Origin of the sequence: Rheinheimera sp. 4Y26 (genome assembly GCF_025245835.1) — a bacterium.
In the GTDB taxonomy this organism is placed as follows: Bacteria; Pseudomonadota; Gammaproteobacteria; order Enterobacterales; family Alteromonadaceae; genus Pararheinheimera.
Genome location: NZ_JAOBWS010000010.1, coordinates 56,095 through 82,672 on the forward strand (window position 1 = coordinate 56,095; position 26,578 = coordinate 82,672).

The 26,578-nt window shown below is 48.3% G+C and carries 24 protein-coding genes; 15 read left to right on the forward strand and 9 right to left on the reverse strand.

Annotated features, from left to right (window positions below; all coding sequences use genetic code 11):
• Positions 1-40 precede the first annotated feature (40 nt).
• The 14 genes from flgF to N3Z11_RS13270 all read left to right on the forward strand — a co-directional run bounded on the left by flgF (position 41) and on the right by N3Z11_RS13270 (position 16,564).
• Complete coding sequence (gene flgF / locus N3Z11_RS13205) at positions 41-787, forward strand: flagellar basal-body rod protein FlgF (RefSeq protein ID WP_260657660.1); 747 nt, start codon at positions 41-43, stop codon at positions 785-787.
• A gap of 23 nt (positions 788-810) precedes the next feature.
• A complete protein-coding gene (flgG, locus tag N3Z11_RS13210) occupies positions 811-1,599 on the forward strand; it encodes a flagellar basal-body rod protein FlgG (RefSeq protein ID WP_260657661.1) in 789 nt (262 codons plus the stop codon).
• A 13-nt stretch (positions 1,600-1,612) separates the two neighbouring features.
• Positions 1,613-2,290, forward strand: a complete 678-nt coding sequence (gene flgH / locus N3Z11_RS13215; RefSeq protein WP_260657662.1) for a flagellar basal body L-ring protein FlgH — start codon at positions 1,613-1,615, stop codon at positions 2,288-2,290.
• A gap of 19 nt (positions 2,291-2,309) precedes the next feature.
• On the forward strand, positions 2,310-3,401 hold the full coding sequence (locus N3Z11_RS13220; RefSeq protein ID WP_260657663.1) for a flagellar basal body P-ring protein FlgI: 1,092 nt from the start codon (positions 2,310-2,312) through the stop codon (positions 3,399-3,401).
• 1 nt (position 3,402) lies between these two features.
• Positions 3,403-4,674 carry a flagellar assembly peptidoglycan hydrolase FlgJ gene (gene flgJ, locus N3Z11_RS13225; protein ID WP_260657664.1) on the forward strand — a complete coding sequence of 424 codons (1,272 nt, stop codon included), beginning with the start codon at positions 3,403-3,405 and terminating at the stop codon, positions 4,672-4,674.
• A gap of 79 nt (positions 4,675-4,753) precedes the next feature.
• Positions 4,754-6,739 carry a flagellar hook-associated protein FlgK gene (gene flgK, locus N3Z11_RS13230; RefSeq protein WP_260657665.1) on the forward strand — a complete coding sequence of 662 codons (1,986 nt, stop codon included), beginning with the start codon at positions 4,754-4,756 and terminating at the stop codon, positions 6,737-6,739.
• Positions 6,740-6,741: 2 nt separating this feature from the next.
• On the forward strand, positions 6,742-7,971 hold the full coding sequence (flgL, locus tag N3Z11_RS13235; RefSeq protein ID WP_260657666.1) for a flagellar hook-associated protein FlgL: 1,230 nt from the start codon (positions 6,742-6,744) through the stop codon (positions 7,969-7,971).
• Between the two features lie 558 nt (positions 7,972-8,529).
• Positions 8,530-9,525, forward strand: a complete 996-nt coding sequence (locus N3Z11_RS13240) for a flagellin (protein ID WP_260657667.1) — start codon at positions 8,530-8,532, stop codon at positions 9,523-9,525.
• Positions 9,526-10,820: 1,295 nt separating this feature from the next.
• Positions 10,821-11,813, forward strand: a complete 993-nt coding sequence (locus N3Z11_RS13245) for a flagellin (protein ID WP_260657668.1) — start codon at positions 10,821-10,823, stop codon at positions 11,811-11,813.
• Between the two features lie 93 nt (positions 11,814-11,906).
• Positions 11,907-12,335: a flagellar protein FlaG gene (locus N3Z11_RS13250; protein WP_260657669.1), complete on the forward strand. Its 429-nt coding sequence runs from the start codon at positions 11,907-11,909 to the stop codon at positions 12,333-12,335.
• 19 nt (positions 12,336-12,354) lie between these two features.
• Positions 12,355-13,755, forward strand: coding sequence for a flagellar filament capping protein FliD (gene fliD / locus N3Z11_RS13255; RefSeq protein ID WP_260657670.1), 1,401 nt, complete (start codon positions 12,355-12,357; stop codon positions 13,753-13,755).
• Positions 13,756-13,774: 19 nt separating this feature from the next.
• Positions 13,775-14,194, forward strand: coding sequence for a flagellar export chaperone FliS (gene fliS, locus N3Z11_RS13260; protein ID WP_260657671.1), 420 nt, complete (start codon positions 13,775-13,777; stop codon positions 14,192-14,194).
• Positions 14,184-14,483 carry a hypothetical protein gene (locus N3Z11_RS13265; RefSeq protein ID WP_260657672.1) on the forward strand — a complete coding sequence of 100 codons (300 nt, stop codon included), beginning with the start codon at positions 14,184-14,186 and terminating at the stop codon, positions 14,481-14,483. The genes fliS and N3Z11_RS13265 overlap by 11 nt, the downstream gene beginning before the upstream one ends.
• A complete protein-coding gene (locus tag N3Z11_RS13270; protein WP_260657673.1) occupies positions 14,483-16,564 on the forward strand; it encodes a 6-hydroxymethylpterin diphosphokinase MptE-like protein in 2,082 nt (693 codons plus the stop codon). The genes N3Z11_RS13265 and N3Z11_RS13270 overlap by 1 nt, the downstream gene beginning before the upstream one ends.
• Positions 16,565-16,641: 77 nt before the next feature.
• On the opposite strand, the gene N3Z11_RS13275 is transcribed toward N3Z11_RS13270, so the two are convergent.
• The 9 genes from N3Z11_RS13275 to N3Z11_RS13315 form a co-directional block, all read right to left on the reverse strand.
• Positions 16,642-17,397 (reverse strand): oxidoreductase, encoded by a 756-nt coding sequence (locus N3Z11_RS13275; protein WP_260657674.1) that lies wholly within the window; start codon positions 17,395-17,397, stop codon positions 16,642-16,644.
• Complete coding sequence (locus N3Z11_RS13280) at positions 17,390-18,091, reverse strand: cytidylyltransferase domain-containing protein (protein WP_260657675.1); 702 nt, start codon at positions 18,089-18,091, stop codon at positions 17,390-17,392. The genes N3Z11_RS13275 and N3Z11_RS13280 overlap by 8 nt, the downstream gene beginning before the upstream one ends.
• A 33-nt stretch (positions 18,092-18,124) precedes the next feature.
• Entirely contained in the window at positions 18,125-19,114 is a 990-nt protein-coding gene (locus N3Z11_RS13285; RefSeq protein WP_260657676.1) for a Gfo/Idh/MocA family protein, read from the reverse strand.
• A complete protein-coding gene (locus tag N3Z11_RS13290; protein ID WP_260657677.1) occupies positions 19,111-20,169 on the reverse strand; it encodes a nucleotidyltransferase family protein in 1,059 nt (352 codons plus the stop codon). The genes N3Z11_RS13285 and N3Z11_RS13290 overlap by 4 nt, the downstream gene beginning before the upstream one ends.
• 10 nt (positions 20,170-20,179) lie before the next feature.
• Entirely contained in the window at positions 20,180-20,830 is a 651-nt protein-coding gene (locus N3Z11_RS13295; RefSeq protein WP_260657678.1) for an acetyltransferase, read from the reverse strand.
• Positions 20,808-21,893 carry an N-acetylneuraminate synthase gene (neuB, locus tag N3Z11_RS13300; RefSeq protein WP_313771359.1) on the reverse strand — a complete coding sequence of 362 codons (1,086 nt, stop codon included), beginning with the start codon at positions 21,891-21,893 and terminating at the stop codon, positions 20,808-20,810. The genes N3Z11_RS13295 and neuB overlap by 23 nt, the downstream gene beginning before the upstream one ends.
• Before the next feature lie 8 nt (positions 21,894-21,901).
• Positions 21,902-23,041 (reverse strand): UDP-N-acetylglucosamine 2-epimerase, encoded by a 1,140-nt coding sequence (gene neuC, locus N3Z11_RS13305; RefSeq protein WP_260657679.1) that lies wholly within the window; start codon positions 23,039-23,041, stop codon positions 21,902-21,904.
• 96 nt (positions 23,042-23,137) lie between these two features.
• The gene (locus tag N3Z11_RS13310; protein WP_260657680.1) at positions 23,138-24,298 is read right to left on the reverse strand and encodes a LegC family aminotransferase; all 1,161 of its coding nucleotides are present in this window, start codon (positions 24,296-24,298) and stop codon (positions 23,138-23,140) included.
• On the reverse strand, positions 24,298-25,482 hold the full coding sequence (locus N3Z11_RS13315) for a UDP-N-acetylglucosamine 4,6-dehydratase (RefSeq protein WP_260657681.1): 1,185 nt from the start codon (positions 25,480-25,482) through the stop codon (positions 24,298-24,300). Before N3Z11_RS13315 ends, N3Z11_RS13310 begins: the two co-directional genes overlap by 1 nt.
• A 216-nt stretch (positions 25,483-25,698) precedes the next feature.
• On the opposite strand from N3Z11_RS13315, the gene N3Z11_RS13320 reads away from it, so the two are divergent.
• A complete protein-coding gene (locus tag N3Z11_RS13320) occupies positions 25,699-26,493 on the forward strand; it encodes a flagellin (protein WP_260657682.1) in 795 nt (264 codons plus the stop codon).
• The last annotated feature ends 85 nt before the right edge of the window (positions 26,494-26,578 follow it).

Genomic DNA, 26,578 nt, shown 5'->3' on the forward strand with positions numbered 1-26,578 from the left:
GGCTGAAAATGCCGGTACTTTTGAATCATGGAGCAAGGTTATGGACCATTTGCTGTATATCGCGATGAGCGGTGCCAAAGAGAATATGAATGCTCTTGGCGTGCGGGCAAACAATCTGGCCAACGCCAATACCACGGGTTTTAAAGCAGATTTAGAGCAGGCGCGTTCAATGCAGGCCTTTGGTGACGGTTTGCCAAGCCGGGTTTTTGCCATGACCGAAATGCCAAGTCAGAATTTTGACGCCGGTGAACTGAAGATCACTGAAAACGAATTAGACGTGGCCATTCAGGGTGACGGTTGGTTTGCGGTGCAGGATGGCGATGGCAATGAAGCCTATACCAGAGCCGGCAGTTTAAAAATAAGCGCCGATGGCATGCTGCAAACCGCTTCAGGTTTGGCAGTGCTCAGTGATGGTGGCGATCCGATTCAGCTGCCGGTGCCACTGGCAAAAATTGATATTGCTGCAGACGGCAGTATTCAGGCGTTAGCGCAAGGTGCACCCGCGACAGCAATGGCTGAAGTAGGGCGGATCAAGCTGGTGAAACCAGACAATGCCGATGTGGTGAAAGGAAACGACAGTTTATTTCGCCGTAAAGACGGTGAAGTGGCTGAAGCTGATGCGACTGTCAGTTTATTGTCCGGCGCCCTTGAGGGCAGCAATGTTAACGCTGTAGGAGAGATGACTTATATGATCAGCCTGCAGCGCCAGTACGAGTTACAAGTCAAGATGATGAAAACCGCTGAAGATATGGATCGCCAGCATAATCAGATTTTACGCATAATCTAGAGCCTCAGGCTCAGGAGGACACCATGCATCCAGCACTTTGGATCAGCAAAACAGGTTTAGATGCCAAGCAGCGTGATATTTCGGTCATTTCAAACAACCTGGCCAACGCCAGTACTGTCGGCTACAAAAAAAGCCGGGCTGTGTTTGAAGACTTGTTATATCAAAACGTTAATCAGCCTGGCGGCCGCTCGTCACAAAACTCAGAATTGCCTAATGGTTTAATGCTGGGCGCCGGTACCAAAGTGGTGGCCACCCAGAAAAACTTCACCCAGGGCAATCACATGACCACCGACAATGCGCTCGATGTGATGATCCAGGGTTCAGGCTTTTTTGAAGTGCTGATGCCGGACGGTTCTATTTCTTATACCCGCAACGGTCAGTTCACCACGGACAGTGAAGGCAACCTGGTGACTTCAGGTGCCGGTTACCAGATCCAGCCCACTATCACTATTCCGCCGGAAGCGACTGATATCAATATTTCACAGGACGGTGAAGTGTCGGTGAAAATTCCGGGTCAGGCAGAAAATGCTGTGCTTGGGCAGCTGATCGTCACCAACTTTATTAACCCGGCCGGTTTAGAGCCGATAGGGCAAAACTTATTCCGCCAGACCGGTGCCAGTGGCGATCCGGTGCAAGGGGTGCCGGGCCTTGAAGGTATTGGTTATGTGGTGCAGGGCGCACTGGAGTCGTCCAACGTCAATGTCACCGAAGAGCTGGTGGGCCTGATTGAAAGTCAGCGGGTTTATGAAATGAACTCCAAGGTGATTTCAGCAGTGGATCAGATGCTGAGCTTTGCTATCCAGCAGCTGTAAGCGGGAGGTTGTGATGCGTATTGGAATTTATTTGCTGGCACTGTGTTTAATGTCTGGCTGTGCCAGTTATGAACCTGAAGCCATGCCTGACGATCCGGCGTTTGCACCGCTGCCGCCTGAACCTGTGGCTGCGCCTGTGGTGCAAACCGGCTCTTTGTTCGCATCCGGTTTGTCTAATGGTTTGTATTCAGATAATAAAGCCAGACGCGAAGGCGACATTATTACTGTGGTACTACGCGAAAATACCCAGGCGTCAAAAAAAGCCAAAACTGAATTTGGCAAAGACAGCAGCAACAATATTGAGCCTATGGTTGGCCTTGGCGGGCGTAATATCAGTGCCGCCGGTAATGTGCTGCAATTGGGCATGAACTCAAGCACAGATTTTAAAGGTGATTCCAAAGCGGACCAGAGCAACAGCTTAACCGGCGATATTTCGGTGAATGTGCTTCGGGTGATGGCGAACGGCAACCTGGTGATCCGCGGTGAAAAATGGCTGACGCTGAACACAGGTAAAGAATATATCCGCTTAACAGGGGTGATTCGCCCTGAAGACATTGATTCACGTAATACAGTGGAGTCGAGCAAAATTGCCAACGCCCGGATTGAATACAGTGGTACAGGGGCGGCACATGGTGGCCAGGGCCCTGGTTGGTTAACCAAGTTTTTTGCTTCAGCCCTGTGGCCGTTCTGATCTGATTGAGGATAAGGCGATGAAAATTTCAGCCTGTATGTTGTTGAGCCTGGCGTTGTTAAGCCTGAACGCACAAGCGGCCCGTATTAAAGATGTGGCCAGTGTGGAAGGAGTACGTTCGAACCAGCTGGTCGGTTACGGCTTAGTGGTAGGTTTGCCGGGCACAGGTGAACAAAGCCCATTTACTGAGCAAAGTTTTAAAACTATGTTGAGTAACTTTGGCATTAATTTGCCGGCAGGCATGAAATCACAGATCAAAAACGTGGCTGCTGTTGCTGTGCACGCCGAGTTACCTGCTTTTGCCAAACCAGGTCAGGCGATAGATGTGACAGTGTCGTCGGTCGGCAGTTCAAAAGGGCTGCGTGGTGGCACTTTATTACAAACTTTTTTAAAGGGTCTGGACGGTCAGATTTATGCCGTGGCGCAGGGCAGTCTGGTGGTCAGTGGCCTGGGTGCTGAAGGCGCCGACGGCTCCCGTGTGGTGGTCAACACGCCAACTGTGGGGCGTATTCCAAATGGCGCCATGGTAGAACGTGAAGTGCCAAGTCCTTTTGCGCAGGGCGATTACATTACCTTTAATCTGAACCGTGGTGACTTTACCACAGCCAAAAATCTGGCGGCGGCCATCAATGGTTTTATCGGTGATGAAACGGCCAGAACCCTGGACGCACGTTCAGTACAAGTCAGGGCCCCCCGGGATATCGATCAGCGGGTGTCTTATCTGGCAACGCTGGAAAACCTGACCTTTGAGCCAGCGTCGGATTCGGCCAAAATTATTATTAACTCGCGCACCGGCACTATTGTGATAGGCAAAGATGTGCGGTTATTCCCGGCCGCTGTGACCCATGGTGGCATGACGGTGACTATTGCCGAAAACCCAACGGTCAGTCAGCCCAATGCGCTCGCCGACGGTGAAACTGTGGTTGTGCCGAACACTATTATCGATGTGCGTCCGGACAGGTCACGGATGTTTAAATTTGACCCTGGTGTAACCCTTGATGAGCTGGTCAGCACTGTCAATGCAGTGGGTGCTGCACCTGGTGACCTGATGGCCATTCTGGAAGCCTTAAAAGAAGCCGGTGCCATTCACGGTGAGCTGGTGGTGATCTAACATGAACAAGCCTGATGTCAGTGTGTCTTATCATGATTTGTCGAGCCTGAACCAACTGCGCTCTACGGCAAAAAAAGATGAAACCGCCTCCATCAAGCAGGCTGCACAGCAGTTTGAGTCGGTGTTTATGGGCATGCTGCTGTCCAGTATGCGCAAAGCCAACGAAAGTTTTGGTGAAGATAACCCACTCAATAGCCAGGCCACTGAATTTTACCGGGATATGCACGACAGTCAGCTCGCAACCGAATTGTCAAAAAAAGGCGCTTTGGGGCTGGCTGATTTAATGGTGCAGCAACTTAGCCCGGAAAAAAGTAAAACCAAAGCTGCCAGCCATATCAGCCCGCCGTCACGTTTTGATGTGCCGGAGCAAAAAAACTTTGCACTGCCATCCGACAGCAATATGCACGCTCTGGAAAGCAGAGGGCCACGTTTTGTCAAACTCGACCCCGAGCGGATAGTACTCAATGCCAGCCCGGTGAAAACAGCCGCTGATGTTGATGCGCGAGGTGCTGAACCCTTAGTCACAGAACTTCCGCCAGTTGCAGCGCTGCAACAGCAAACAAATGCCATTCCTTTTGTACAGCAGTTACCGCCAGAGCAGCAATATGCTGCCGCAACTGAGCGGACAAGTCCGGTGTTGCAGTTTTCTGGCCTGAAGCCGATAACCCTGCTAAGTGGCGCGACCACAGCCGAAACGCTCGTTCAGACAACAGTTGAAACAAAGGCTGCGCCAAAAGTTGTCGCTAAGCATGCCGTGGCTGACGTAAGCACAGAAAAAAGCGCCGATGCCGCTACCGCCTTTATCCAGAAGTTATTGCCTGCAGCAGAGCAGGCGGCGGCTAAACTGGGTTTAGAGCCACTGGCGTTAATAGCCCAGGCCGCGCTTGAAACCGGCTGGGGCCAGCGTATGTTTAAAACAGCTGAAGGCCAAAGCAGTAATAATCTGTTTGGTATCAAGGCGATGGGCAACTGGCAGGGCAACGTGGCCGTGGTCGACACGCTGGAATACCGCCAGGGCGTGGCACAAAAAGAAAAAGCAAAATTCCGTGCTTATGACAGCACAGAACAAAGTTTGTCGGATTACGTGGACTTAATTCAGTCCAACCCGCGTTATCAGGCGGCGCTGGAAGTGGCAGGTGATACCAAAGCCTATTTCCGTCAGTTGCAGGCGGCTGGCTACGCGACAGACCCGAACTATGCCGAGAAAATATTGTCAGTTTTACAAGGACGTGCGTTTAAAGAGGTACGGAACTTGCTGGACAAATCTTCATAACAGCGGCCTATGTATTGCCAGGAATCGAAGCCGGGATCAAGCAACCGCTTTCCCGCAGTGACAGAGTCAGGAGTTTCAGATGTCAGATAATTTGCTCACCATAGGCACCTCCGGCGTGCTCGCCAGCAATGGTCTGCTGAACACTACCTCCAATAACATCAGTAATCTCAATACCAAAGGTTATGTCCGTCAGTCCACTGAATACGAATCTTCGATTTTAGGGCTGGGTGTGGGCCGGGGCACTACCAGCCGTATGGTCAACGAATTTGCGCTCAAGCAGCTGCGCCGTGACACCAGCAATGTGGCCTTTTACGAACAATATTTAGCTGAAGCCGGTCGGGTGGACACCTTATTTGCCAACAATGCCAATAGTGTGGGTACCGGCATGACGGATTTATTTAAGCAGCTGCAAACCGCCAATAACGATCCTGCCAATAATTCTTCACGCTCTCTGGTGCTTGGCAGTGCCCAGACGTTGATCAACAAATTTAATACCCAGGCCAATTTATTGCGTGACCAGCAGGCTTATATCAATGAGCAGTTGTCGGTGTATGTATCCGATGCTAATTCGATGGTGACCTCCATAGCTCAGCTGAATAAAGAAATTGCCGGTTATGGTTTGTCTATCAACACACCACCACCACTGGATTTATTGGATAAAAGGGATGAAGCCATCCGAAAACTGGCCGAACTTGCTGATATTCAGGTGTTGGAAGCCGACAATGGTGAAAAACTGGTGTTTTTATCCACGGGTCAATCTGTGGTGTTAGAGCAGGGCAAGTTTAATTTATTAAGTGCCGATGGCGACCCGGAAATCAGCCGCAAAATTGTCAAAATGCAGCTCGATTTTAATACCAAAGTCACTGCTGAAATCGACAGCAACAAACTCGGTGGCAAAATTGGTGGTTTGCTGGAGTTTCGTTCCCAAATTCTGGAGCCGACACTGAATAAAATTGGTCAGTTGGCGCTGGGGTTGGGTGACAGTTTTAACGTGCAAAATAAACTCGGCATGGATGGTAATGGCCTGCTTGGCAAAGACCTGTTTACGCTGGGCGTGTATAGCGGTATGCCGTACCGGCAAAATACCGGTTCAGGCCAGGTACTGGCGACAGTGGAGCCAGGTGAAGGCAAAAATATTCCACCCAATGATTTTCTAATTGAATTTGTCGCGCCAAACCAGTTCACCATGTCGGCATTAGACGAACGCGGAGCAGTGATTGCGGGCTCTGCCGTGACTCAGGTCACAGGCACTGTGGCTTATGGTTTTGAAATTAATATGGATACCAGCACAGGTGCTTTTGCCGCCGGTGATAAATTTTTGTTTAAACCTTTAAGTGTTGCTGCCAACGAAATTGCACTGGCCACCACCAGGCCGGAAGATCTGGCGCTGGCATCTCCGGTGCGGGGCGACTTTACGCTGAATAACCTGGGCAATGCCCGTTTTGGCGACATCAAGGTTACAGATACCACGGCGCCACCTTTTGCTACGTCCGGGGTGTTAACCGGCGGGCCCTTTACCGTGCGGTATCTTGGCGGTGATGATTTTGAGATTTTTGATGGCACCAATACCTCACTGGGTACCACAGGCGCCATGCCAGGTGGTTTGTATAACAATGTGATGGCTGCGGCCGGCCTTGGCACCTATGGTTTTGATTTTAACATTACCGGTGTGCCCAAACCCGGTGATACTTTTACCATCGATTACAACACCTCTGGTTTTAAAGATAACCGCAATGGTTTGATGCTTTCGTCGTTACAAACAGCAGATTTGATCAGAAAAAATGCAGTTTCTACCGCTGCTGCCGATAACAGTTCATCGTTGACCGAAGCTTATGGTGATGTGGTCAGTTTTGTCGGCCAGAAAACAGCCCAAATCCGCATTGCTTCAGAGTCGGCAAAGTCGGTACTGGCGCAGTCGGAAGCCTGGTATGAATCAGTGTCCGGGGTGAATCTGGATGAAGAAGCGGCAAATTTAATCCGCTTTCAGCAAAGTTATGCCGCAGCGGCAAAGATTATTGCAACTTCACAAACTATCTTTGATACGCTGCTGCAAGCTGCGAGGTAATTATGCGTCTTTCATTTAATCAGACATATGCCGTTAACGTGGCGGCCATTGGTAAAGCACAGGAAAGGTTGCAAATGGCCAGCGCTAAGCTGGAAAAACAAACCAAAATTCTGACGCCGGCCGATGATCCGTCCGGCGCTGCCCGGGTGGCTGCGCTGGATCAACAAATTGACAGCACAGGTCAATATCAGGTGAACAGCAATATGCTGTCAAACAGCCTGGATGTCGAAGAAACGGTGCTGCGCAGTATTCAGAGTTCAATTCAGCAAGCCAAAACCCTGGTGATCTCATTGGGCAACGGCTCAAACTCACAAACTGAAAGGGCGGCTATTGCCGGACAGCTCGCCAACGTCAGAGCAGAAATTTTTGATTTAATGAACCAGCGTGACTCCAACGGTGGTTATTTATTTTCCGGTTTTAATGAAAAAACCCAGTCGTATGAATACAACGAATCAACCGGTTATTACGATTTTAAAGGCGATGAAGGGCAGAAGTACCTGCAGGTGTCAACCTCTGTCACTGTGCCGGCCAATGACAGCGGCAAAAACATCTTTGAAACTGTCGACGCCCGCAATAAAGCCATTAACGTCACTCCTGGCGGTGGTATCACGACCGCTGTGATTGAAGTGGCAAGCCAGTCAATTTTTGACGGTTTTTACAGTCAAAAATATGACGGCGTCACCCCAGCCAATAACGATTATCGTGTCAGCTACACTGCACCGGATCAATACGCCATTACCCTGCAAAGTGGTGCGCCTTTAGTACCGCCCGTGGGTGGCACAGTATTGCCCGGGCAGGCGGTGAATTTTAACGGTTTAAAAATTGACCATATTGGTACTTTCCCGGGTCAGATTGATTTCAGTCTGAGCCCGCCGGCCAAGAAAAACATTCTGAATACACTGACCGATGTGATTAATGCGGTGATCCGGGATCAGCTTGATCCGGACCAGCTCAGAGAAGTGTTGGTGGATACATCGGTACAAGTCGACCGGGCTGCGTTAAAAGTGGGTGAAACTGTTTCAGCATTAGGTGGCCGCCAGAATCTGATCAGCAGTATTTCCGGCAGTCTGGAAGATTTAAAAATTGCCAACGTGGAATATCGCGCTGATATTTATGAGCTGGATTTAGTGCAGGGTATTACCGAGCTGACCAAACAGGAAACTCAGCTACAGGTGGTGCAAAGCACTTTTACCAAAGTCACTCAGCTGAGTTTATTTGATTATATCCGCTAGCTGAGCAGTACCTGTCCGACGCCAATACAAAAACCAGTCATCATCCGACTGGTTTTTTGTTTTACCAGCGCCCGTTTTATCATCACCGCAACAACCGACATCGCAATAAAGCTGTCGCCTGGTATTCATGCTTTATCCTGAATATCGTGTTGAACAGAAAATACAAAATCAGATTTAATTGTGCGGTATTGCCGCCGATATAACAGCAACAAGCAAAGCAGATCCTATAACGGGATCTTGCTGAGGAAGCTGTTCTGATGGGAAAGGGCAGAGAGTGGCGCTCTTAACCATTGGGGGTAACGTTAAGAGCGCCGTTATTTGATAAATGCAATAAGCGGAGGCTATATAGCTTTTATCTGTGACAAGTCAAAAACCCATCACAGTTAAATTATATGCACAGTCTGTGCCAGAATAAAGAAAGTTTAAGTCAAACAACCTTTTTCAAAAAATCTGCAAAAAATTCTAAAGTTTCCTCCCTGGCGTCCGATAAATAAGTATCAGGCAAAAATACAAACAAAACAGTTTGTTAAACGCTTTAAGCTACCAGGAGATACCACCATGGCCTTATATGTAAACAGCAACATCAGCTCATTAAATGCTCAACGTCAGATGATGAACTCTGGTTTAAATCTGGACACTTCATTCAAACGTTTGTCTTCTGGTCTGCGTATTAACAGCGCTGCCGATGACGCCGCAGGTTTACAAATTTCTGACCGTCTGGAATCACAAATCCAGGGTCTGAACCAGGGTAACCGTAACGCCAACGACGGTATCTCTTTAGCACAAACTGCTGAAGGTGCGATGGACGAGTTAACCTCGATGTTCCAACGGGTTCGTACCCTGGCATCTCAGGCATCAAACGGTTCTAACACCGACGAAGACCGTCTGGCGATTCAGGAGGAAATCCGCTCTTTAATGGCGGAAGTTAACCGGGTGGCAACAGACACCACATTCGGTGGTCAGAAACTGCTGGATGGTACTTACAAAGCAGCTTTCCAGGTCGGTGCTGATGCAGCGCAGGTCATTGGTTTCTCAATGAAACAGGTTGGCGGTACTGCCGGTGACACCACCTTCAGTTTGTCAGGTAACGGTGGTTTTACGCTGTCAGGTATCGCTGGAATTGCCAGTAACGCCACAGAAAAAGCCTTAACTGATGTACTGAATACCAAACAGATTTCAGCGTTAAGCAGCATTGATAGCGCCTTTGCCTTGTCAGACGCCGCTTTTACCGCGATTTTCTCTAAAACCGGTATCAGTGTGTCTACTCAGCTGAACGCTCAGCTGGTACTGGCTGGTATGGATTCGTTAATCGCTGTAGTTGACAAAAAACGTGCGGAATTGGGTGCGGTGCAAAACCGGTTCCAGTCAACCATTCGTAACCAGGCCAACATCAGTGAAAACCTGGCTGGCGCTAAATCACGGATCAAAGACGCAGACTTTGCATCAGAAACTGCAGCTTTAACCCGCTCACAAATTTTACAACAGGCTTCGTCTACCATCCTGGCCCAGGCGAACCAAAGACCTCAGGCAGCTTTAAGTCTGTTACAGGGTTAATAGTTAACAAGTCCTGAAGCTTAAGCGGAGGTTGGCGCTCTTGACATGGGGTAATGTTAAGAGCGCTTTTTTGTTGGATAGCAGTACTTTTCATCCGGCTTTGCAGCTGTCTCTGGCTGTTCAGGCTGGACATTGAGGAGGCAGGTCATGCAGTTCGATCAGATCCCGCAATCACTGTGCAGTCCGTTCCAGTTGTTTTCAGCCGTTGCACCCTCGGTTGTTGTCCCCTGGTATCCATCGTTTTTTGCCGCAAAACAACTTCGTCTGATCTCAGGCCAACACAGCTTTTGGCAACTGTGCTGTGACAGAAGCCTGCAGTCAGGCTTCGGGCCAGCTAGTGCTGCTCGTCCCGGTGTTGTAGTTCCGGAACCTGGGCAACAAGAGCCCGGGCTGATGCCATTTGCGATTCAGACTGCGGCAAACCCAAAAATTCAAAACTTTAGTGGCAACACCATCTTTGCTTTTGGTGTTGCCACTGCAGTTTTCCAACCAGCAGCCGATTTGGTGCAGGCTAAAACCCGGTTGCAAAGCGTAAGGCCCACGCTGGCTGATGCAAGCTTTAGCGCTGCGGCTGAAGCATCAGACTGGCGAACGGCGATACAAGCACCGATACCCACACCGAGATCAACACCGAAGTGGATGACTGCTGCCACAGCTGAAGCGGCGATAACTTCAATCAATGCCAACACAGCAGCAGACGCCAGCCGCGATCACCATAGTGGCAAGGGTAACAACTGCATTGGTCGCAACAATATTCAAATGCTGGCATGTCAAAAACGGCAGCTCTATCAGTCGGATAACACAAGGCACCTGACGCCTGACGACAGGTTATCCGATAACCAGACAGCCTTTAGCCGGGCGCCGGCAAAGATGAATCAACAGCGGCAATTTACAGCAGCGGCTTTGGCCTGGTGCTGGCCGATATTTGCAGTCAGCAGGCATCAAGTTGCCGCAAAGCGTGCTTTGCATGCACTTCGGGTGCAAAATTCCGGGCTGCCAAAACAAAAAATGTCTGTAGCACAAAATTTTTTTTGAAAGCAAGTCACTGTTTTGACTTGAGAAAAATTAGGCTTTTTGTGGTATCTGAAATTATTTTTAAATTTTTTAAAAAAATTCCTAAAGTAATTCAGAACGCCGCCGATAGCTTAAACAAGGGGAACTGTAATTGCAGCGACCTTGTGTTAAAAGTCTCATTATCACAATGAGTTAGGTCCAAGAAGTTCGTTTACATGCTGTTTTAGCGGTTAGGGGTAACCTGTTAAAACAAGCATTATTATCAATAATCGGAGGCTATTATGGCTTTAGCAGTCAATACCAACGTCAGTTCGTTAAACGCCCAGCGTCAATTAATGAACAGCGGTACCAACCTGGATACATCGTTCAAACGTTTGTCTTCAGGCTTACGGATCAACAGCGCAGCTGATGACTCTGCAGGTTTGCAAATTTCTAACCGTTTAACTGGCCAGATCAACGGTCTGAACCAGGGCATTCGTAACGCCAACGACGGTATTTCTCTGGCTCAAACTGCTGAAGGTGCAATGGACGAAGTAACGTCCATGTTCCAGCGTGTTCGTACTCTGGCATCTCAGGCATCAAACGGTTCTAACACTGATGAAGACCGTCTGGCGATTCAGGAAGAAATCCGCTCATTAATGAGCGAAGTAAACCGTGTTGCTCAGGATACAACTTTCGGTGGTCAAAAACTGCTGGATGGTTCGTACAAAGCCAGCTTCCAGGTGGGTGCTGACGCAGCTCAGGTTATTGGTTTCTCTATGAAACAAGTAGGCGGTACTGCAGGTGACACCACTTACAGTCTGTCAGGTAACGGTGGTTTTACGCTGTCAGGTATTGCTGGTGTAGCCAGTAACGCCACAGAAAAAGCCTTAACAGATACGCTGACCACCAAACAAATTTCGGCTTTAAGTGGTATCGACAGTGACTTTGCACTGACTGATGCTGCTTTCACCGCAATTTTCACCAAAACCGGTATCAGCGTATCTACACAGGTAAATGCGCAGCTGGTGCTGGCGGGGATGGACTCGTTAATTGCCGTGGTTGACAAAAAACGTGCTGAGCTGGGTGCGGTACAAAACCGGTTCCAGTCTACCATCCGTAACCAGTCAAACATCGCTGAAAACCTGTCAGGCGCCCGTAGCCGGATCCAGGACGCAGACTTTGCAGTTGAAACTGCATCTCTGACCCGTTCTCAAATCCTGCAACAGGCCAGTACTTCGATTTTGTCTCAGGCAAACCAGCGGCCACAAGTCGCCTTGTCATTACTGGGCTAATCGTGAAAAATGGCCAGCTCAGTGAGCTGGCCATTTTGATTTTGTGTCACCATATGGTGAACAGTGGTATTACGATTAACTGAGGAGGCAATTATGGGTTACGATACAACCTTGTCTCTGGACAGAGAATTACCTGATTTATTCTCTGGCAACAGAACAAAAATCGTTAATGAAACCGAGGCCTTACCGGCAGTAGGTAAAGCAGAGGCTAAACTGTCGTCCGGTCAGGATGAAACAGCGGCAGATGCTGAAAAATCAGAACAATCAGCAGAGATGGTCGACAATGACCGGATCAGAGAGTCGTTAGAGTCACTCAACCAGTTTATTCCACTGGTCAACACCAACCTGGTGTTCGAGTTTGATGACTTAAACGAGCCACCTATAATTAAAGTCATCGACAAAGAAAGCAAAGAGCTTATTCGTGAAATTCCGTCACGGGATTTGGATAAAGTTGCTAAAGCTTTTGGTGATATGGTCGATACACTGAATAAGTCCGGCGCTTTATTTAATACTGAAATTTAGGCCGCAAGGGGAAGATAACATGGCAGGTATTACTTCAGCAGGTGTAGGTTCTGGTCTTCCGTTGGAAGATATCATTAATGCTACCCTGAATGCAGAAGACCAACCCAAGCTTAAACGCTTTGAAGCAACCAAAACCCGGCTTAATGTCGAGTTATCTGCTTTGGGTGCCGTGAAGTCTGCGTTATCTGCGCTGCAGGATATTATGAAAAAACTGGCAGACCCCGATAATTTCAGTAAACGCATTGCCAGTATCCGGCAGCCTGCTTCGGGCGACCTGATTTCTGTCGCAACCACCGACAAATCAACCACCGGCAGTTTTAATATTGAAGTGACACAGCTGGCGCAAGGCAGCCGTGCTATGTCTAATGCTGCTTTTACTGCACCCACAGATGTGGTCAATGCCACTGCAGGTAAGTTAACGTTAAAAGCCGGTACTAAAGATTTTGCGGTGGATATTGCCGCAGGCGCTACTTTAGAAGATATCCGTAATGCCATTAACAGTGCAGAGACCAATTTTGGTATTACCGCCAACATCATCAATACCGGTGGTGCAACACCAACCTCAAAATTGGTGATTACCTCCAATGTGACAGGTGCTGGCAATGACGTCATCATCGAAAACGACAATGCCGATTTAGACGCAGTGTCGACCGTCGCTTTTGGTGGTGGTGCCGGCGGTATGACTATTGCTGCGGCCGATATGGCCAAAGATGCCATCGCCAAAGTAGATGGTGTTGAAGTCACCAGCTCGTCAAACAAATTCAGCAACACCATTCAGGATTTAAGTTTCACCGCGCTAAAAGTCGGTGATGCCGGTGAAAAGGCCCGTATTGATGTGTCTTACGACACGGCCGGTGTTGAAAAGCTGATGGAAGAATTTATCAAAGCCTACAACAACGCTGTGGGGACCATTGATTATCACACCAAAGTGGGTGCTGGTTTATATGGTGATTCCACCATGCGCGGCTTAAAAACCCAGCTTACCAACAGCTTGCAGCAGGTCGTCACAGGCGCTGGTCCTTTTGAAACGATTTTTGACGTGGGTTTGGGTCTGAAAAAAGACGGCACTCTGGAAAAATCCAGCCTGGTGCGCAGCATGAGTGAAGCCTTAACCGACAACTACGCTGACTTTGGCAAATTGTTTTCCTCAACCGACGGCTTTGCCAAAAATATCAGCAGCTTGCTGGAAAAAAATCTGGATGCCAAAGGTTCATTTAAATTCCGCACCGACAACATCAATCTGTCGTTAAAAGATTTGGAAGTCGAGCGGGAAAAGCATGATTACCGCATGTCACAAATGGAAGTGCGGTTAAGAGCGCAATATTCAAGTCTGGATTCATTAATAGCCCAGATGCAGAGTTCTGGTATGTATCTGCAATCACAATTGGGTAGTTTACCTGGTTTTGTAAAATCTAAATAACAGCTGACAGGGGATAACCATGAGCATTAAGTTTTATCAAAAAGAAGCAACCAAAACCCGGTTAGCCGATGCCAGCCCATATCAGGTGATTCAGTTATTAATGTCAGGTGTGCTGGACAATCTGGCCTTAGCCAAAGGTGCACTGAGCCGTAAAGATTTTGAAGCCAAAGGCCGTGCTTTATCAAAAGCGTCCGCTATTCTGGAAGCCTTACGCTCTTGCCTGGACGACAGTCTGGCACCTGAACTGACCAATAATTTATATGCTCTGTACAGTTATATGATTGAACGGCTGATTGATGCTGCCGTTGAAAAAGAAAATACCAATGCCATTGACGAAGTGAGCGAACTGTTTAAAACCATTAAGTCGGCCTGGGACGAAATTCCGATGGAAGCACAGATGCAGGCGGAGCAAGCCAGAGGCATGGCCAATGTTGGCTGATCAGCAGCTGTTACAACAACAAATTTCCCGTTTTGAAGCTTTGCTTGCTGCTGAACAATACGACGAGGCCTGTCAGGCTTGTGTTGAAATTCAGCAGCATCTGATGTTATTTCAGCGCCAGGGCAATACGGCTGATGTTGCTGACGATATCAGAGCGTTAAAATCCTTGTTTGATATCAAAATTGAAGAGCTGAAAAAAAAGCTACACCAGATCCAGATAACTGTTGCTTCCCTTGACCAGTTTCGGTCTAATAAAGTGAGTGAAGCTTATCAGAAGAACAATTATTAATGTCAAATGAAATCGAGAAACAATTAGCTGACATTGAATCAAAACTCGCTGAAGTTGTTGCACAAAAAGAACGCGAACTTTTATTTGAACAAGAATCACAACAACGTTTTGAAGCCAACCTGCAAGCTTTCCAAAAATATTATCCTGACGTTTATAACACCATCAAAGAATATAAAAAACGTGATGATTTTAAGTTTATTGTCAGAGAAGGTGGGCTCGCCGATTTTATTCCGTCCGGTCAGACTATTCCTTTGTATGGCGTGGACATCAAAAAAACTGTTGCCAGTCAGGTAGACAGATACCGCGACAAAGCTTTTTTCAGCATGACCAAATATGGTTTTGGCGTAAAAAGTGAAGATGTTCGCATTCACATCCGCTATATGCATGCATTGGATCAGCAACTTGCTGATTTTTATGCGCAGGATCTGACACCTATTAGCCAGCTGCCGCCTCATTTCCCAAGTGCCATTATTTTTGGCATTGGCCTTGGTTATCATATTCCGTTGTTGCTCGAGCAACACTCTTTTGATTATTTGTTTATTTGTGAACCTGATTTAGAGCTGTTTTATGCCAGCTTATATTGTATTGACTGGGCAGCTATCATTCATGACATTGATGAAAAGGGAAAAACATTATTTTTGCAGGTGGGTGTCAGTTATAAACACTTTTTTGCAACTTTAACTTCTGTTTCCGCCGACATCGGTGCTTTTTCACTGGTGCGTAGTTATTGTTATCAGCACTATCCATCACCTGAAGTCAACAAACTCATTAAAGAGTTTTTTGACCGTTACCGTGATTTACAATTAGGTTTTGGTTTTTATAACGACGCTATTACCGGCCTGGCTCATGGTATTGAAAACCTGAACCAGGGCTACGAGTTGTTTTATGTGGATCCAAAAGCAGAAAAATTCCCATATGCCGATGTACCGGTGTTTGTTATCGGCAACGGCCCTTCGCTCGATGATGCTTTTGAATTATTACAGCAAGTTAAAGACAGAGCTTTGATTTTTGCCTCAGGCACTGCACTTGGCTCTTTATTAAAAATGGGCATAGATCCGGATTTCCACGTGCTGGTTGAAAGACCCAAAATTACCTATGACATTCTGCTCGATACCCAGCCCAAAGAAGTGTATGAAAAACTTAATCTGCTGACCGTCGATGTGATGTATCCGGATGTGCTGGATTTATATCAGTGGGCTGGGGTAGGGCTAAAAGGCCCGGAAGCGGCCACTTATTTTATTTATCAATACATAGCATTAACACGGCATAAGTTATTAAAAGCCATGCCAAATTGTGGCCCGCTGGTGGTGAATACTGCATTGTCTTTTGCAGTGTCTATGGGTTTTAAAGAGATTTATCTGGTGGGTGTCGACAACGGTTATATTAATAAAGCCACCCACTCTAAGTTCAGTATTTACAGTGATGAAAGTTTAGATTTTAAACGTACCGTCAATAAAAACGCGACCAATAAATTAGAAGGCAATTTTGGTGGCACTGTGATGGCCACTGATTTATTAAAGGTTGCCAAAATTCAGATTGAAAACCTGATTAAATCAGCCAAAAACACCTTCTTTTATAACGTCGGTTTTGGCGCCAAACTTGAAGGTGCCCATCCGCTCACCGTTGAAGATGTATTAGTACCGAAAAAGTTGATTGATAAAACCACTGTGGTGGCAGACGTCAAAAAGCGCTTTTTTATCGACTTTAAACTGAATATTCAGGAAGCTGACATTAACTTCAAATTGCTGGATGAAGTATGTGAGCATATGATTTCAATTGCGAAGGAACCTGTGACAAACCGGGTGGAAGCTTCGGATTTATTGATGCGGCAGGCTCGTTATCTTTATGCATTTAATGGTACAAAATTTACCTATATCTTCCATATGATCAAAGGTTCATTATTGTATTTTCATTGTCCTATGCTGACCATGTTATACAGCTTTGAGGAAGAAGAAGAGACCATGGCGCAGTTTGAAAAATCCAGACAGTTGTGGATTGATTATTTAACCGATATTAAAAATGATTTCCCGCTGAACTGGAATACCAAGTGTGACTGGGGGCTGGAACAACGCAACCTGTAAAACGGCAGAGCCCGTGATGGCTCTGCCCCTTTATATTCACTCTTCATTCTTTGCAGTGCTTGAGTCAGCATTGTGCTTTATAACGTAAAACCATCATCCACAATAATATTCTGACCGTTGATATATCTGGCTTCGTCTGACAGCAGGAACAAGACAGTTCCTGCCATACTTTGCGGCGGCAGCATGCCGGTTCCCAGGCATTTTCCCCGGTACTTTTCTGTAAATTCAACAGGTTGCTGGTCCAGAATACCGCCAGGGCTTATTACATTGACCCTGAAGTTGCTGTGGCCCACGTACTTGCACACATACTTGCTCAGATGAATAAGCGCCGACTTGATAGCGGCGTATTCCACCGGCATGGTAAAGGCAACATCCTGATAAATATCAAATTCCGGGGCAACAACCCCATAAATAGACGCAAAATTCACCACAGCTAACGGGCGCTGATGCTCAAGGAAATATTTGGCGCAGCTTTGTAGCAGGAAAAATGATGAGCCCAGATTCAGCGCCACATTGTCGTTAAAATCGTCCAGCGTCACGGCTAAAAAGTCGGTGCCATATTTTTTATTGCGCGGATAAATACAATTCACCACACCGTCAATGTGCTGATGCTGCGCAAAAAAGGCGGTGACCTGCTCAGTGTTGGTTAAATCCAGCTGTATTAAATTCAGCGCCGGAACTGACAAATCCACACCTGCACCGCTCAGCCGTTGTTGTAATAAATCCAGGCTTAAATCACAGGCCAGCACCTGATGCCCGGCGGCCAATAAAGTGTGGACTATATGTTTGCCCAGCAGGCCGGCGGCACCCGCCACCATTATTGTTTTAGCCATCAAATGCAGCTCCGTTTGTTAGCAGCGACTCAGCAAATAAAAAATCATAGATATCGTCGATATCGACAGCCCGTTGTTTCGGTACTTCAACACTTGTCACTTTACCGGCAAAAAGCGCATTATTTTCAAGAATATAATTGACTCTGGCTGCATAGACCACAGTGGTAATATCAAAAGCTACAGGGGCGTCCTGCCGTCTTTTTATCGCTGGCTGATCGTTGATAAAAAGACAAACCTCATCCGTACCTTTGGGTTTAACCATATTAAAGTAGGGGTTACGCGCAGCTGGAGTAACACCAATACAGATATCAGCCTTGCTGCTGTGCAGTTGTGTCAGAGCTGCAGTCACATCTTTGGCGGCGCGCAGCGGGCTGGTGGCTGGTAAGCTGACAAAGGTGTCAAACTGTACACCTTGTTGCTGAACGTAACGAATGGCATGTTGCCAGGCCAGCCATTCAGCAGCAGTATCACTGGCAAGCTCAGCCGGCCGGCGAATAACCAAAGCGCCAGCTGCTTTGGCAACTGCGGCTATTTCATCACAGTCGGTTGATACATAAACAGCTGAAATGTCAGCAATTTGTTTTGCCACTTCAATGGAGTAATGCAATAAAGGTTTGCCACAAAGCGGCTTGATATTTTTGCCCGGTAAACCTTTAGAGCCACCGCGGGCAAATACAAAAGCAATCACACTCATAAAATCTCCGGCTTTAGCTGCGCTGCTGTGGGTTTATCTGCCAAAACTGGCCTGCTGTTGTTTGGCCTGTTCAATCAAAGACAGGGTACAAAGCGCATCGTCCACAGTGGCAAGCACTGTGTTTGTTGTGCCCGGCTGGCGGAGCTGTTGCTCAAAGGCGCTCAACATCTGCAGATACATCTGGTTGCGCTGATATTCGGGTTCACTGAATAACAGTTGTTGCTCGGAGCCGGTAAATAACCAGATGCTGTTTTGCACCAGATCCCATTCCAGCCGCGCTTCTGTGGTACTGATCATACAGCGGCGCTGCACTGTTTTTTGCAGGAAATCCTGATGCAGGCTGACTGAGGCGCCACTTTGTGTGCTCATGAATAAATCAGCCTGATCTTCCACATCAATGTCCAGCAAACCGCTCTGCTGTAATTGGCTGTAATGCAGCTGCAGCGAGCCAAATAAATAATGCAGATAATCCAGCTCATGGCTAAGTTCCAGCAGCACACCACCACCAAGTGATGCCCTGGCCGATACACTGTGCCGGTAGTCTTTGCCCGGCCGCCAGTCAGGCAGATACTGTGCTACATGACAGTTGATATGCAGCACTTTGCCAAGGTTGCCGTTTTGCAGGGTACTTTTTAATAGCTGCAACGCCGGTAAAAAACGCAGGCAATAAGCCACTGCCACAGGTGTTGTTGGGTTCGCCAGACTGAGTTGCTGCATTTGTTTTCCCTCTGCGAGGGTCGCTGCCAGTGGTTTTTCCACCAATACCGGAACGTGCTTTGCCAATAACGCGCTCATAAACTGCAGATGGCTGGAGGCGGGGGAGGCCACAATACAATAATCGGGCTGGATCCTGAGCAGTTCATCAAGGTTCGCCGGATACACAATATCAGCGTCACGCTCAGCTGCAGCGATAACACCGGTGGCACCCAGCCAATAAATGCGCGCCCCGGGATGCAACAAACGCAAATTGCCGATGTGGCGCCGGCCAATACTGCCGGCGCCAATCACCGCAATGTGTTTCATGCCGGTAACCTTAAGTTATGCACGTCAATCTGTGCTCTTTGGTAGTCATCAATGCGGCCTATATCCAGCCAGTACTCGTGGATAGGGAACATGGAGACTTTTTTGGTGAGCTCAATATTCTGCTCCAGCAAGGTCGGCATATCGATACGTTGGTTTGGCTTTACCTGAGCACGCACTTCCGGATTGATCACATAAATACCGGCGTTGACAAAAAGACGCTGAATGGGTTTTTCCACCATGCTGAGCACGCGCTCGCCGTCGCCGTTAATAACGCCAAAAGGAATTTGATATTCATAATCGCGCACACACATAGTGGCGTCAGAGTGGCTCTTATTATGAAACTCCAGCAGTTGTTCAAAATCCACTGTGGTTAACAAGTCACCGTTCATTAATAACACCGGCAGTTTAGGTGCATCTGGCGGCAGCAAGCCAAGTGCACCCGCCGTGCCCAAAGGTAAGTCTTCATAAATATATTTAATGCTGACGTTCCATTTGGAGCCATCGCCAAAATATTGCTGAATTTGCTCCGGCATATAATGCAGCGAAATATAAAAATTATGAAAACCAGAGCGGATAAAACTCAAAAGCACCAGCTCCAGAATTGGCTTGTCGCCTACTTTGAGCATAGGTTTAGGGCAATCATTGGTCAGCGGTTTTAACCTGGTGCCAAAACCACCGGCCATTAAAAACACCGGATTGTCATGTCTGAATTCAGGTGAGTTGCGCTGCAGAATTTCAAGGTCAACCACTTTGCCGTTTTCAAGCAGTGGAATAGACAATAAACCTTTTTCATTCATCAACTTAATCAGTTCGCGTCTGGATGTTCCGATTTGGGCCGTCACAGGGTGATTGTTCATCACGGCACTGACCGGGCTGTCCAGCGAGAAATTTTTTAACAATCCGCGGCGGATATCACCATCTGTGACCACTCCCAGCAGTTGTTGGGTTTCTGAAACCACCAGCGCAATACGCAAGGACGCCTGATCGATGATCTTCAGGGCATCACGGATAGAGCTGTCAGGGGCGATAAGGACTTGTTTCCACTTTTGTTCCATCATGATGACCTCACATAACGATAAAGTGCCGTGCCGGATAAACTTTTTGCTGCTCTAGCAAATCACATACCAAAGTAGCGCCTGCTGCCACCAAAGCTGCCTTGCCAATGGCGATATTCTGGATCACAGTGGCACCGGCGCCGATAAACACCTGCTCGGCGCAGTGTACATTGCCGCAGAGCACAGCGCCTGGCGCCACCATCACATGGGCATCCAGTTTGCAGTCGTGTTCAATAACCGCAGCAGTGTTTACAATACAGTTCTGTGCAATCTGCACTCCGGCATTGACAATACTGCCATCCAGAATTTGTACCCCTTCACCCAGACTGCAGTAGGCCGACACCAGCGCTTTTTCTGAGATGACACTGGCAAACTGGTAACCCTGGGCTTTGAACTTATCAAAAATCTGCATCCGCCTGTGTTCACCAGGTAAGCGGCCAACGGCGTTCACCAGCAGCACTTCATCCGGGGAAAACTCACTCATTTGCTCGTCCAGGTGATATTGTTTGATGCTGGCGAAAGGGGTGGCTAACTGCGCTTTTTCGGCGCAAAAAATTGCCGCAGGCATTTGTTGTTGCCGCGAGAGAATATCCAGCAGCACCCGGGCATGACCACCGGCACCAATCATCACCAGCTTTTTAGTTGTCGATAAGTTCGTCATGCTGATAATCCCTGTTGATGGTGCTGCCAAGCAGCTGCCAATAATCAAATGGACTTTTGCCATCACCCGGTCTTTTGCAGACTAAATCTTCAGCTTTAAAAGTGTCGCCTGCTTTAAGCGGCCGTGCCGCCACCAGTGATTTTCGAATCAAAGTCCGGTTTTTCAGCTCAGAAGCGGCTGGTTCCTTGCGGCCATGGCCCAGCACCAGCTCTACCTGACGAATGCCATCCACCATAGCTTTGAGTTCTGCAGGCTCCAGCGAGGCCTGATGATCAGGCCCTGGCAGGTTTTTATCCAGGGTAAAATGTTTTTCAATGACAGTGGCATCACGGGCCACTGCGGCCATCGGCACCACAATACCCTGACTGTGGTCGGAATATCCGACCGCCAGGCCAAATTCCTGACGTAAGGTATCCATGGCTTTTAAGTTAATGTCGGCAAAAGGCGCCGGATATTCGGTGGTGCAATGTAATAAGGTGACTTTTTGTTTCAGTTGCTGCTGACCTTCGGCAGAGTTAAAGGCGCTGGCAAAATCAGCGCTGCTCTTTGGCAACGCAGTTGCTGGCGCCGTCATGCCATAAGCCAGTACAGCCAGCGCATCACGGATTTCAGTTAAGGTGCTGACGCCAGTCGATAAAATAATATCGGCGCCGGTGCGGGCATATTGTAATAACAACGGGGCATTGGTGATTTCACCGGACGGAATTTTCAGCACCGGCAATTGCAGCCTGGCTAAAAACTGCAGGCTTTCGCTGTCAAAAGCGGTCGACATAAAACGGATGCCAAGCTCGTTACATTTTTTGATCAGCAGCAGATGGTCGGCATGACTGAGTTGCAGTTTTTTTAACATATCCAGCTGATTGCCGTTATTTTGTGTATTTTCAGCCTGATATTCTGCTTTTTTGGCTCTGTTCGTTACCAGTTGCTCTGCGTTGAAGGTTTGAAACTTCACCACATCAGCACCGGCGGCACTGGCTGCTTCCACCAGCTGCAACGCCAGTTCTAAACTGCCATTATGGTTTACGCCGGCTTCGGCAATGATCAGGGTTTTGTTCATCAGCATCTGCGCTCTTAATGAATATCAAAAAACTTTTTGTGCGCAGTCAGAGGTAATTCCGCCAATAACCGGGCGACCGTCTGGCTGGTCTGTCCTGCGTCATAAGGGTTATCGGCGGCGCTCAGCAGATCTTTAGTCTGCAGTGCCTGTTGGATGGCATGGCTGATGGCCAAAGGCTCGGGCGGGCAATGCACTATATGTTTGGAACACTCGCGGCCTTGCTGGCGTACACCAACATTTACCACAGGCACCGCCAGTGACGGAATTTCAATAATGCCGCTGGAAGAGTTCCCAATCACCAGTGCAGCATGGCTGACCACATCCAGATAACGATGGCCAAAAGATGCCACAGTTTTCACTTTGCTGTTGCCGGCTTGCCACTGCTGCAGCGCCTGAATAATCACCTTGCCGCCGTTGTCGGCATTGGGGTAACTCGCCACTACTGCATAGTTTTGTTGGCTTTCAAGTGCCTGAATAAGCGCTGCAATGCCAGCGGCGGGGGCTTCATCTGCAGCTGTAACCGGATGATAAGTTAAAAAGATAAATTCAGTGTCTGGTGCAAGCCCCAAAAAAGCCAGGGTATCAGCGCGGCTGGCGCGCTGTTGCCCCCTGATATTATCCAGGCCAATGGCCCCTACGTTAAACACGCGCTCCGGGTTTTCACCCAGCTGGATCACCCTTTGGCGGTGCTGCACACAAGAAGTGGCGTGGTAACTGCTCATTTTGGTGATGGCATGGCGAATGGCATCATCATAAGCACCTTCGGTAATTTCACCGCCGTGCAGGTGCAGCACAGGAATTTGCATAATAAGCGCAGCTTGCGCCATACCCAGGGCTTCATACCTGTCACCAAGCAGCACCAGTAGATCGGGCCTGAGCCGCTCCAGCGCATCGGCATAACCAATAATGCCAAGGCCAAGGCTTTTCAGAGTGCCTACCGCGCTGTCGGACGATAATAAAGTTTCAATTCTGGCGGCTATGGCAAAACCATCCTGCTCAATACTTTTTACCGTATAACCATAATCGGGCGACAGGTGCATGGCTGAAACAATCAGCTGCAGCTCAAGCTCAGCATGTTGCTGAATTTGTTTAAGCAGCGGGAATAATAATCCGTACTCAGAGCGGGCACCGGTGAACACTGCAATTTTTCTCATGCCTGGACTCCTTTACTCATGGCTTTATTCCTTTTTTTATGTCTGGACTACTTTGCTTATGGCTGCGCTCCCTTGCACATGGCTGCGCTCCCTTGCTCACGGCTGTAGCCCGGGGGCGACCGAACTTGGCAGATTGACCAGACGTTTGGCCAGCCATTCACTGTGGCTAAGGCTACCGCGCGGGCAATCTTTATACATGGGCAAATGGTGCATCAGCTCCCACACAGGCCTGGTCATAATGCCCTGGTTATTGCTTTGTTTCAGAAGCAATTGTTGTTGCTGCTCATTGGCACAAATCACGGCATTTAACCAATAGTTGGATTTGGCATAAGCAGGCTCAGCCACAAACTGATAATCGCTGTCTTGCAAAAAGTTCTGGTATAACCCGGCTAAAGCTCTTTTATTGGCAAGATATGAAGGTAATTTTGTCAGTTGGGCACAGCCTAAAGCGGCGTTTAAATTGGGCATGCGAAAGTTAAAGGCTACTTCGTCGTGAAAAAACTGATAAGGATGGGCAACTTTGGCGGTGGTGGTGACATGTTTACAATGCACCCCATCCTCTATCTGCTGACAAAGCACCATACCACCACCGCCTGTGGTGATAATTTTATTGCCGTTAAAACTTAAAGCGCCAAAACGGCCAAAGGTGCCGGTATGACGGCCACGATAAAACGAGCCGAGGCTCTCGGCGGCATCTTCTATCAACGGTAATTGCCATTCACTACAAATAGCAACAACTTCATCAAGTTGCACCGGATGACCAAAGGTGTGCATAGGCACAACAGCGCCAATTTTTTGACCTGTGCTGCGAAGTACAGTGTTGCCGGCGGCATTTTTGCCGCATTGTTCAGTTAAAAACTGCTGCAGTGCATCCGGGCATAAGCCCAGGCTCATGGGCGACACATCAACAAAAGCCGGTGTGGCCCCCAGAAAATGCACGGCATTACAGGTGGCAACAAAAGTCAGCGCCTGAGTGATCACAATATCGCCCTGGCCCACACCGGCCAGATGTAAAGCTGCCTGTAAGGCGGCTGTACCATTGACGGTGGCAACGGCGCGGCTGCTTTGGCAAAAAGCGGCCATCTGTTGTTCAAACTGGTCAACAAAAGGGCCTGCGCTGGAAACAAAAGTACTGTCTAAACAAGCCAGCAGACTGGTTTTTTCCGCATCATTAAACAGTGGCGCATGCAGTGGAATAGGGCCTGTGCTTTGATAAATGTCGCGGATAAAACTCAGCAGCGCTTTTGTGCCTGTCATTACATTTTTCCATCCAGATATTTGCCGGTGTCCTGATGCATAAAACCAGGTAAAGTGGCGATAAATAATTTGACTATATCGGCCTTGTGCCAGACAGGTTGAGCTTTGATCTGGTTTATTTGCTGGTAAAAGTGCGTCAGCTGCTGATTATCAGCTGCGCTCTGGTGCAACACACCAATCTGCTGATAACTGTGAAAATCTGGGCTGTCTTGCTGCTCGTAAAATTCTTCAGCTTCTTTTTCACCCGTGGTATCCGACGGACTAAAGACACAGGGCCATTGACCCTGAGCCGGTAGTGTGGCCATTAAAGCGCGTGCTTCTTGTTCTGTGCTGCAGAGCTTTGGCGTAAAACCATGGTTTTTCAGGAATTTCTCCGCAATGCTTGTCATGCTGATCAGCTGACTTTCATTAAGTTTGGGAAAATACACATCACGGTTCTGGCCAAAACAGCAGGACATAATACAAAGCACTGCTGCTTCATGATCGGTAATAAAATAACGTCTGATATCGCTGGGTGCTGCTAAAGGTTGTTGTTTTTGCAGTCGTTTTTCAAAGCCATGTAATAAAGAACCGTCGGAGAAGGCCACATTGGCAAAGCGGGCGGTGGAGATGTTGATCTGGTCGCTGTAGCTGGCCAGCACCAGCTCCATAATACGTTTGGACGCGCCCATCATATTGACCGGATTGGACGCTTTGTCGGTGGACACACAAAAGTATTTTTTCACACCGGCCTGCACCGACTGGCGCAGCGTTTTTTCGGTGTTCAGAATATTCACATCAATCATCCGCATCAGGGTAAACACGTCTTTTTCGCTGCGCACATGTTTCAGCGCCGACAGGTTCAGTACATAGTCGTATTTGCCGTCGCTGCTGATAAACCTGTCATAAGCCAAAGAACCGATATCAAGTGCCAGCGCCTGGAAATCAGCCGGGAAAATGTCAAAGCTACTGCGCAGGTCGCGCACCAGTTCAACCAGATTGTTTTCACTGAGGTCAACCAGATGTAGCTTGGCAGGGCCGTAACTCATCAAAAGCCGTGTCACTGCCTGGCCAATAGAGCCGGCCGCACCCAGCACCAGACAGGATGAATTGCCAAGCAGGCTGCAAAGTTTGTGATGATGGGCCTGTAAATCGTCGTCCAACATTTCAGATGGGCGGCCTAAATACTGTAAGACATTTTCCATAAAGCACTGACTTTTGGTTATTTGATTTTAAATCAGTCTATTAGAAAACTTATCGGGCGACAAACCCAAGCGCTGAAATCACTGCTGAGCTCAAGCGGGCGAAGTTGAACCCCGGGGTTAGACAAAGTGTTTGCCAGAGGCTGCGCACAGGCCGTGGAACATCAGGTCAATGCGGCATATACTCAAACTCCCACTGCCGGAAAAAGGTAAGTTGCCGTGAAAATTAACACCAATATTGCTGCCGAACCGCTCAAACAAAACAAGATAGATTCAGACAATCTGCTCAAACAACTGGCCAGTGCCAGAAGAGTGAACAGTGCCGCCGACGACGCTGCAGGTTTACAAATCATTGACCGGTTAACGGCGCAGGCCAACAGTGCCAGTCAGGGCATGCGTAATTTGTATGACGGCATGTCGCTGGCGGCAGTGGCTGAGCAGACGCTGGCCGGTGTCAGCGAGGGGTTATCTGAGCTTGATAGTCTGACAGTGCAGGCCGGGAACGGCGCCCTGACCGATGCCGATCGTGCCGCCATTGCAGAACAAGCTGCGCAAATCAGCAAGTCGATGCAACAACAAATCGACAACAGCAGTTTTGCCGGTGTGAAACTGTTTGCCGAAGATAAACAAATTGCCTTTAGCAGTGGCGATACGCTTTTGAACCTGAACACGCCGGGGCTGGCCGGTGCGGTCAGTGGTAATGGTTTGGATGCTATTGATTTTAATACGGAAGCTGGCCGCAGTGCGGCGCAAAACAGTATCCAGAGCCTGAGTAAAACAGTCAATGCCGCCAGGGCAGACTTAGGCGCAGGTGTGAATACCTTTGCTGGCGCCGCACGTGGCCTTGCCAGCGCCAATGAAAATGTCAGTGCTGCCCGCAGCAGAATTGAAGATTTGGATTATGCCAGCGCTGTTTCCCGGCAGGTTGCCAATGGAATCAAGGAACAAGCTGCTGTTGCAGTAAGCATCCAGGGCCGAATTTCTGCCGAACAGTCATTGAAATTATTAGCATAATTGCTTTTGCTGAAGTACCTGTCGCCAGCAAACGCTAATTTTTTGACACTAGCGTCAAAAAATTAGCGTTTTACCTTGCAAGCCT

Excerpts from the sequence above, each read along its gene's own strand:
- flgF (WP_260657660.1), top strand. The coding sequence starts at position 41 with ATGGACCATTTGCTGTATATCGCGATGAGCGGTGCCAAAGAGAATATG.
- flgG (WP_260657661.1), top strand. The coding sequence starts at position 811 with ATGCATCCAGCACTTTGGATCAGCAAAACAGGTTTAGATGCCAAGCAG.
- flgH (WP_260657662.1), top strand. The coding sequence starts at position 1,613 with ATGCGTATTGGAATTTATTTGCTGGCACTGTGTTTAATGTCTGGCTGT.
- N3Z11_RS13220 (WP_260657663.1), top strand. The coding sequence starts at position 2,310 with ATGAAAATTTCAGCCTGTATGTTGTTGAGCCTGGCGTTGTTAAGCCTG.
- flgJ (WP_260657664.1), top strand. The coding sequence starts at position 3,403 with ATGAACAAGCCTGATGTCAGTGTGTCTTATCATGATTTGTCGAGCCTG.
- flgK (WP_260657665.1), top strand. The coding sequence starts at position 4,754 with ATGTCAGATAATTTGCTCACCATAGGCACCTCCGGCGTGCTCGCCAGC.
- flgL (WP_260657666.1), top strand. The coding sequence starts at position 6,742 with ATGCGTCTTTCATTTAATCAGACATATGCCGTTAACGTGGCGGCCATT.
- N3Z11_RS13240 (WP_260657667.1), top strand. The coding sequence starts at position 8,530 with ATGGCCTTATATGTAAACAGCAACATCAGCTCATTAAATGCTCAACGT.
- N3Z11_RS13245 (WP_260657668.1), top strand. The coding sequence starts at position 10,821 with ATGGCTTTAGCAGTCAATACCAACGTCAGTTCGTTAAACGCCCAGCGT.
- N3Z11_RS13250 (WP_260657669.1), top strand. The coding sequence starts at position 11,907 with ATGGGTTACGATACAACCTTGTCTCTGGACAGAGAATTACCTGATTTA.
- fliD (WP_260657670.1), top strand. The coding sequence starts at position 12,355 with ATGGCAGGTATTACTTCAGCAGGTGTAGGTTCTGGTCTTCCGTTGGAA.
- fliS (WP_260657671.1), top strand. The coding sequence starts at position 13,775 with ATGAGCATTAAGTTTTATCAAAAAGAAGCAACCAAAACCCGGTTAGCC.
- N3Z11_RS13265 (WP_260657672.1), top strand. The coding sequence starts at position 14,184 with ATGTTGGCTGATCAGCAGCTGTTACAACAACAAATTTCCCGTTTTGAA.
- N3Z11_RS13270 (WP_260657673.1), top strand. The coding sequence starts at position 14,483 with ATGTCAAATGAAATCGAGAAACAATTAGCTGACATTGAATCAAAACTC.
- N3Z11_RS13275 (WP_260657674.1), bottom strand. The coding sequence starts at position 17,397 with ATGGCTAAAACAATAATGGTGGCGGGTGCCGCCGGCCTGCTGGGCAAA.
- N3Z11_RS13280 (WP_260657675.1), bottom strand. The coding sequence starts at position 18,091 with ATGAGTGTGATTGCTTTTGTATTTGCCCGCGGTGGCTCTAAAGGTTTA.
- N3Z11_RS13285 (WP_260657676.1), bottom strand. The coding sequence starts at position 19,114 with ATGAAACACATTGCGGTGATTGGCGCCGGCAGTATTGGCCGGCGCCAC.
- N3Z11_RS13290 (WP_260657677.1), bottom strand. The coding sequence starts at position 20,169 with ATGGAACAAAAGTGGAAACAAGTCCTTATCGCCCCTGACAGCTCTATC.
- N3Z11_RS13295 (WP_260657678.1), bottom strand. The coding sequence starts at position 20,830 with ATGACGAACTTATCGACAACTAAAAAGCTGGTGATGATTGGTGCCGGT.
- neuB (WP_313771359.1), bottom strand. The coding sequence starts at position 21,893 with ATGCTGATGAACAAAACCCTGATCATTGCCGAAGCCGGCGTAAACCAT.
- neuC (WP_260657679.1), bottom strand. The coding sequence starts at position 23,041 with ATGAGAAAAATTGCAGTGTTCACCGGTGCCCGCTCTGAGTACGGATTA.
- N3Z11_RS13310 (WP_260657680.1), bottom strand. The coding sequence starts at position 24,298 with ATGACAGGCACAAAAGCGCTGCTGAGTTTTATCCGCGACATTTATCAA.
- N3Z11_RS13315 (WP_260657681.1), bottom strand. The coding sequence starts at position 25,482 with ATGGAAAATGTCTTACAGTATTTAGGCCGCCCATCTGAAATGTTGGAC.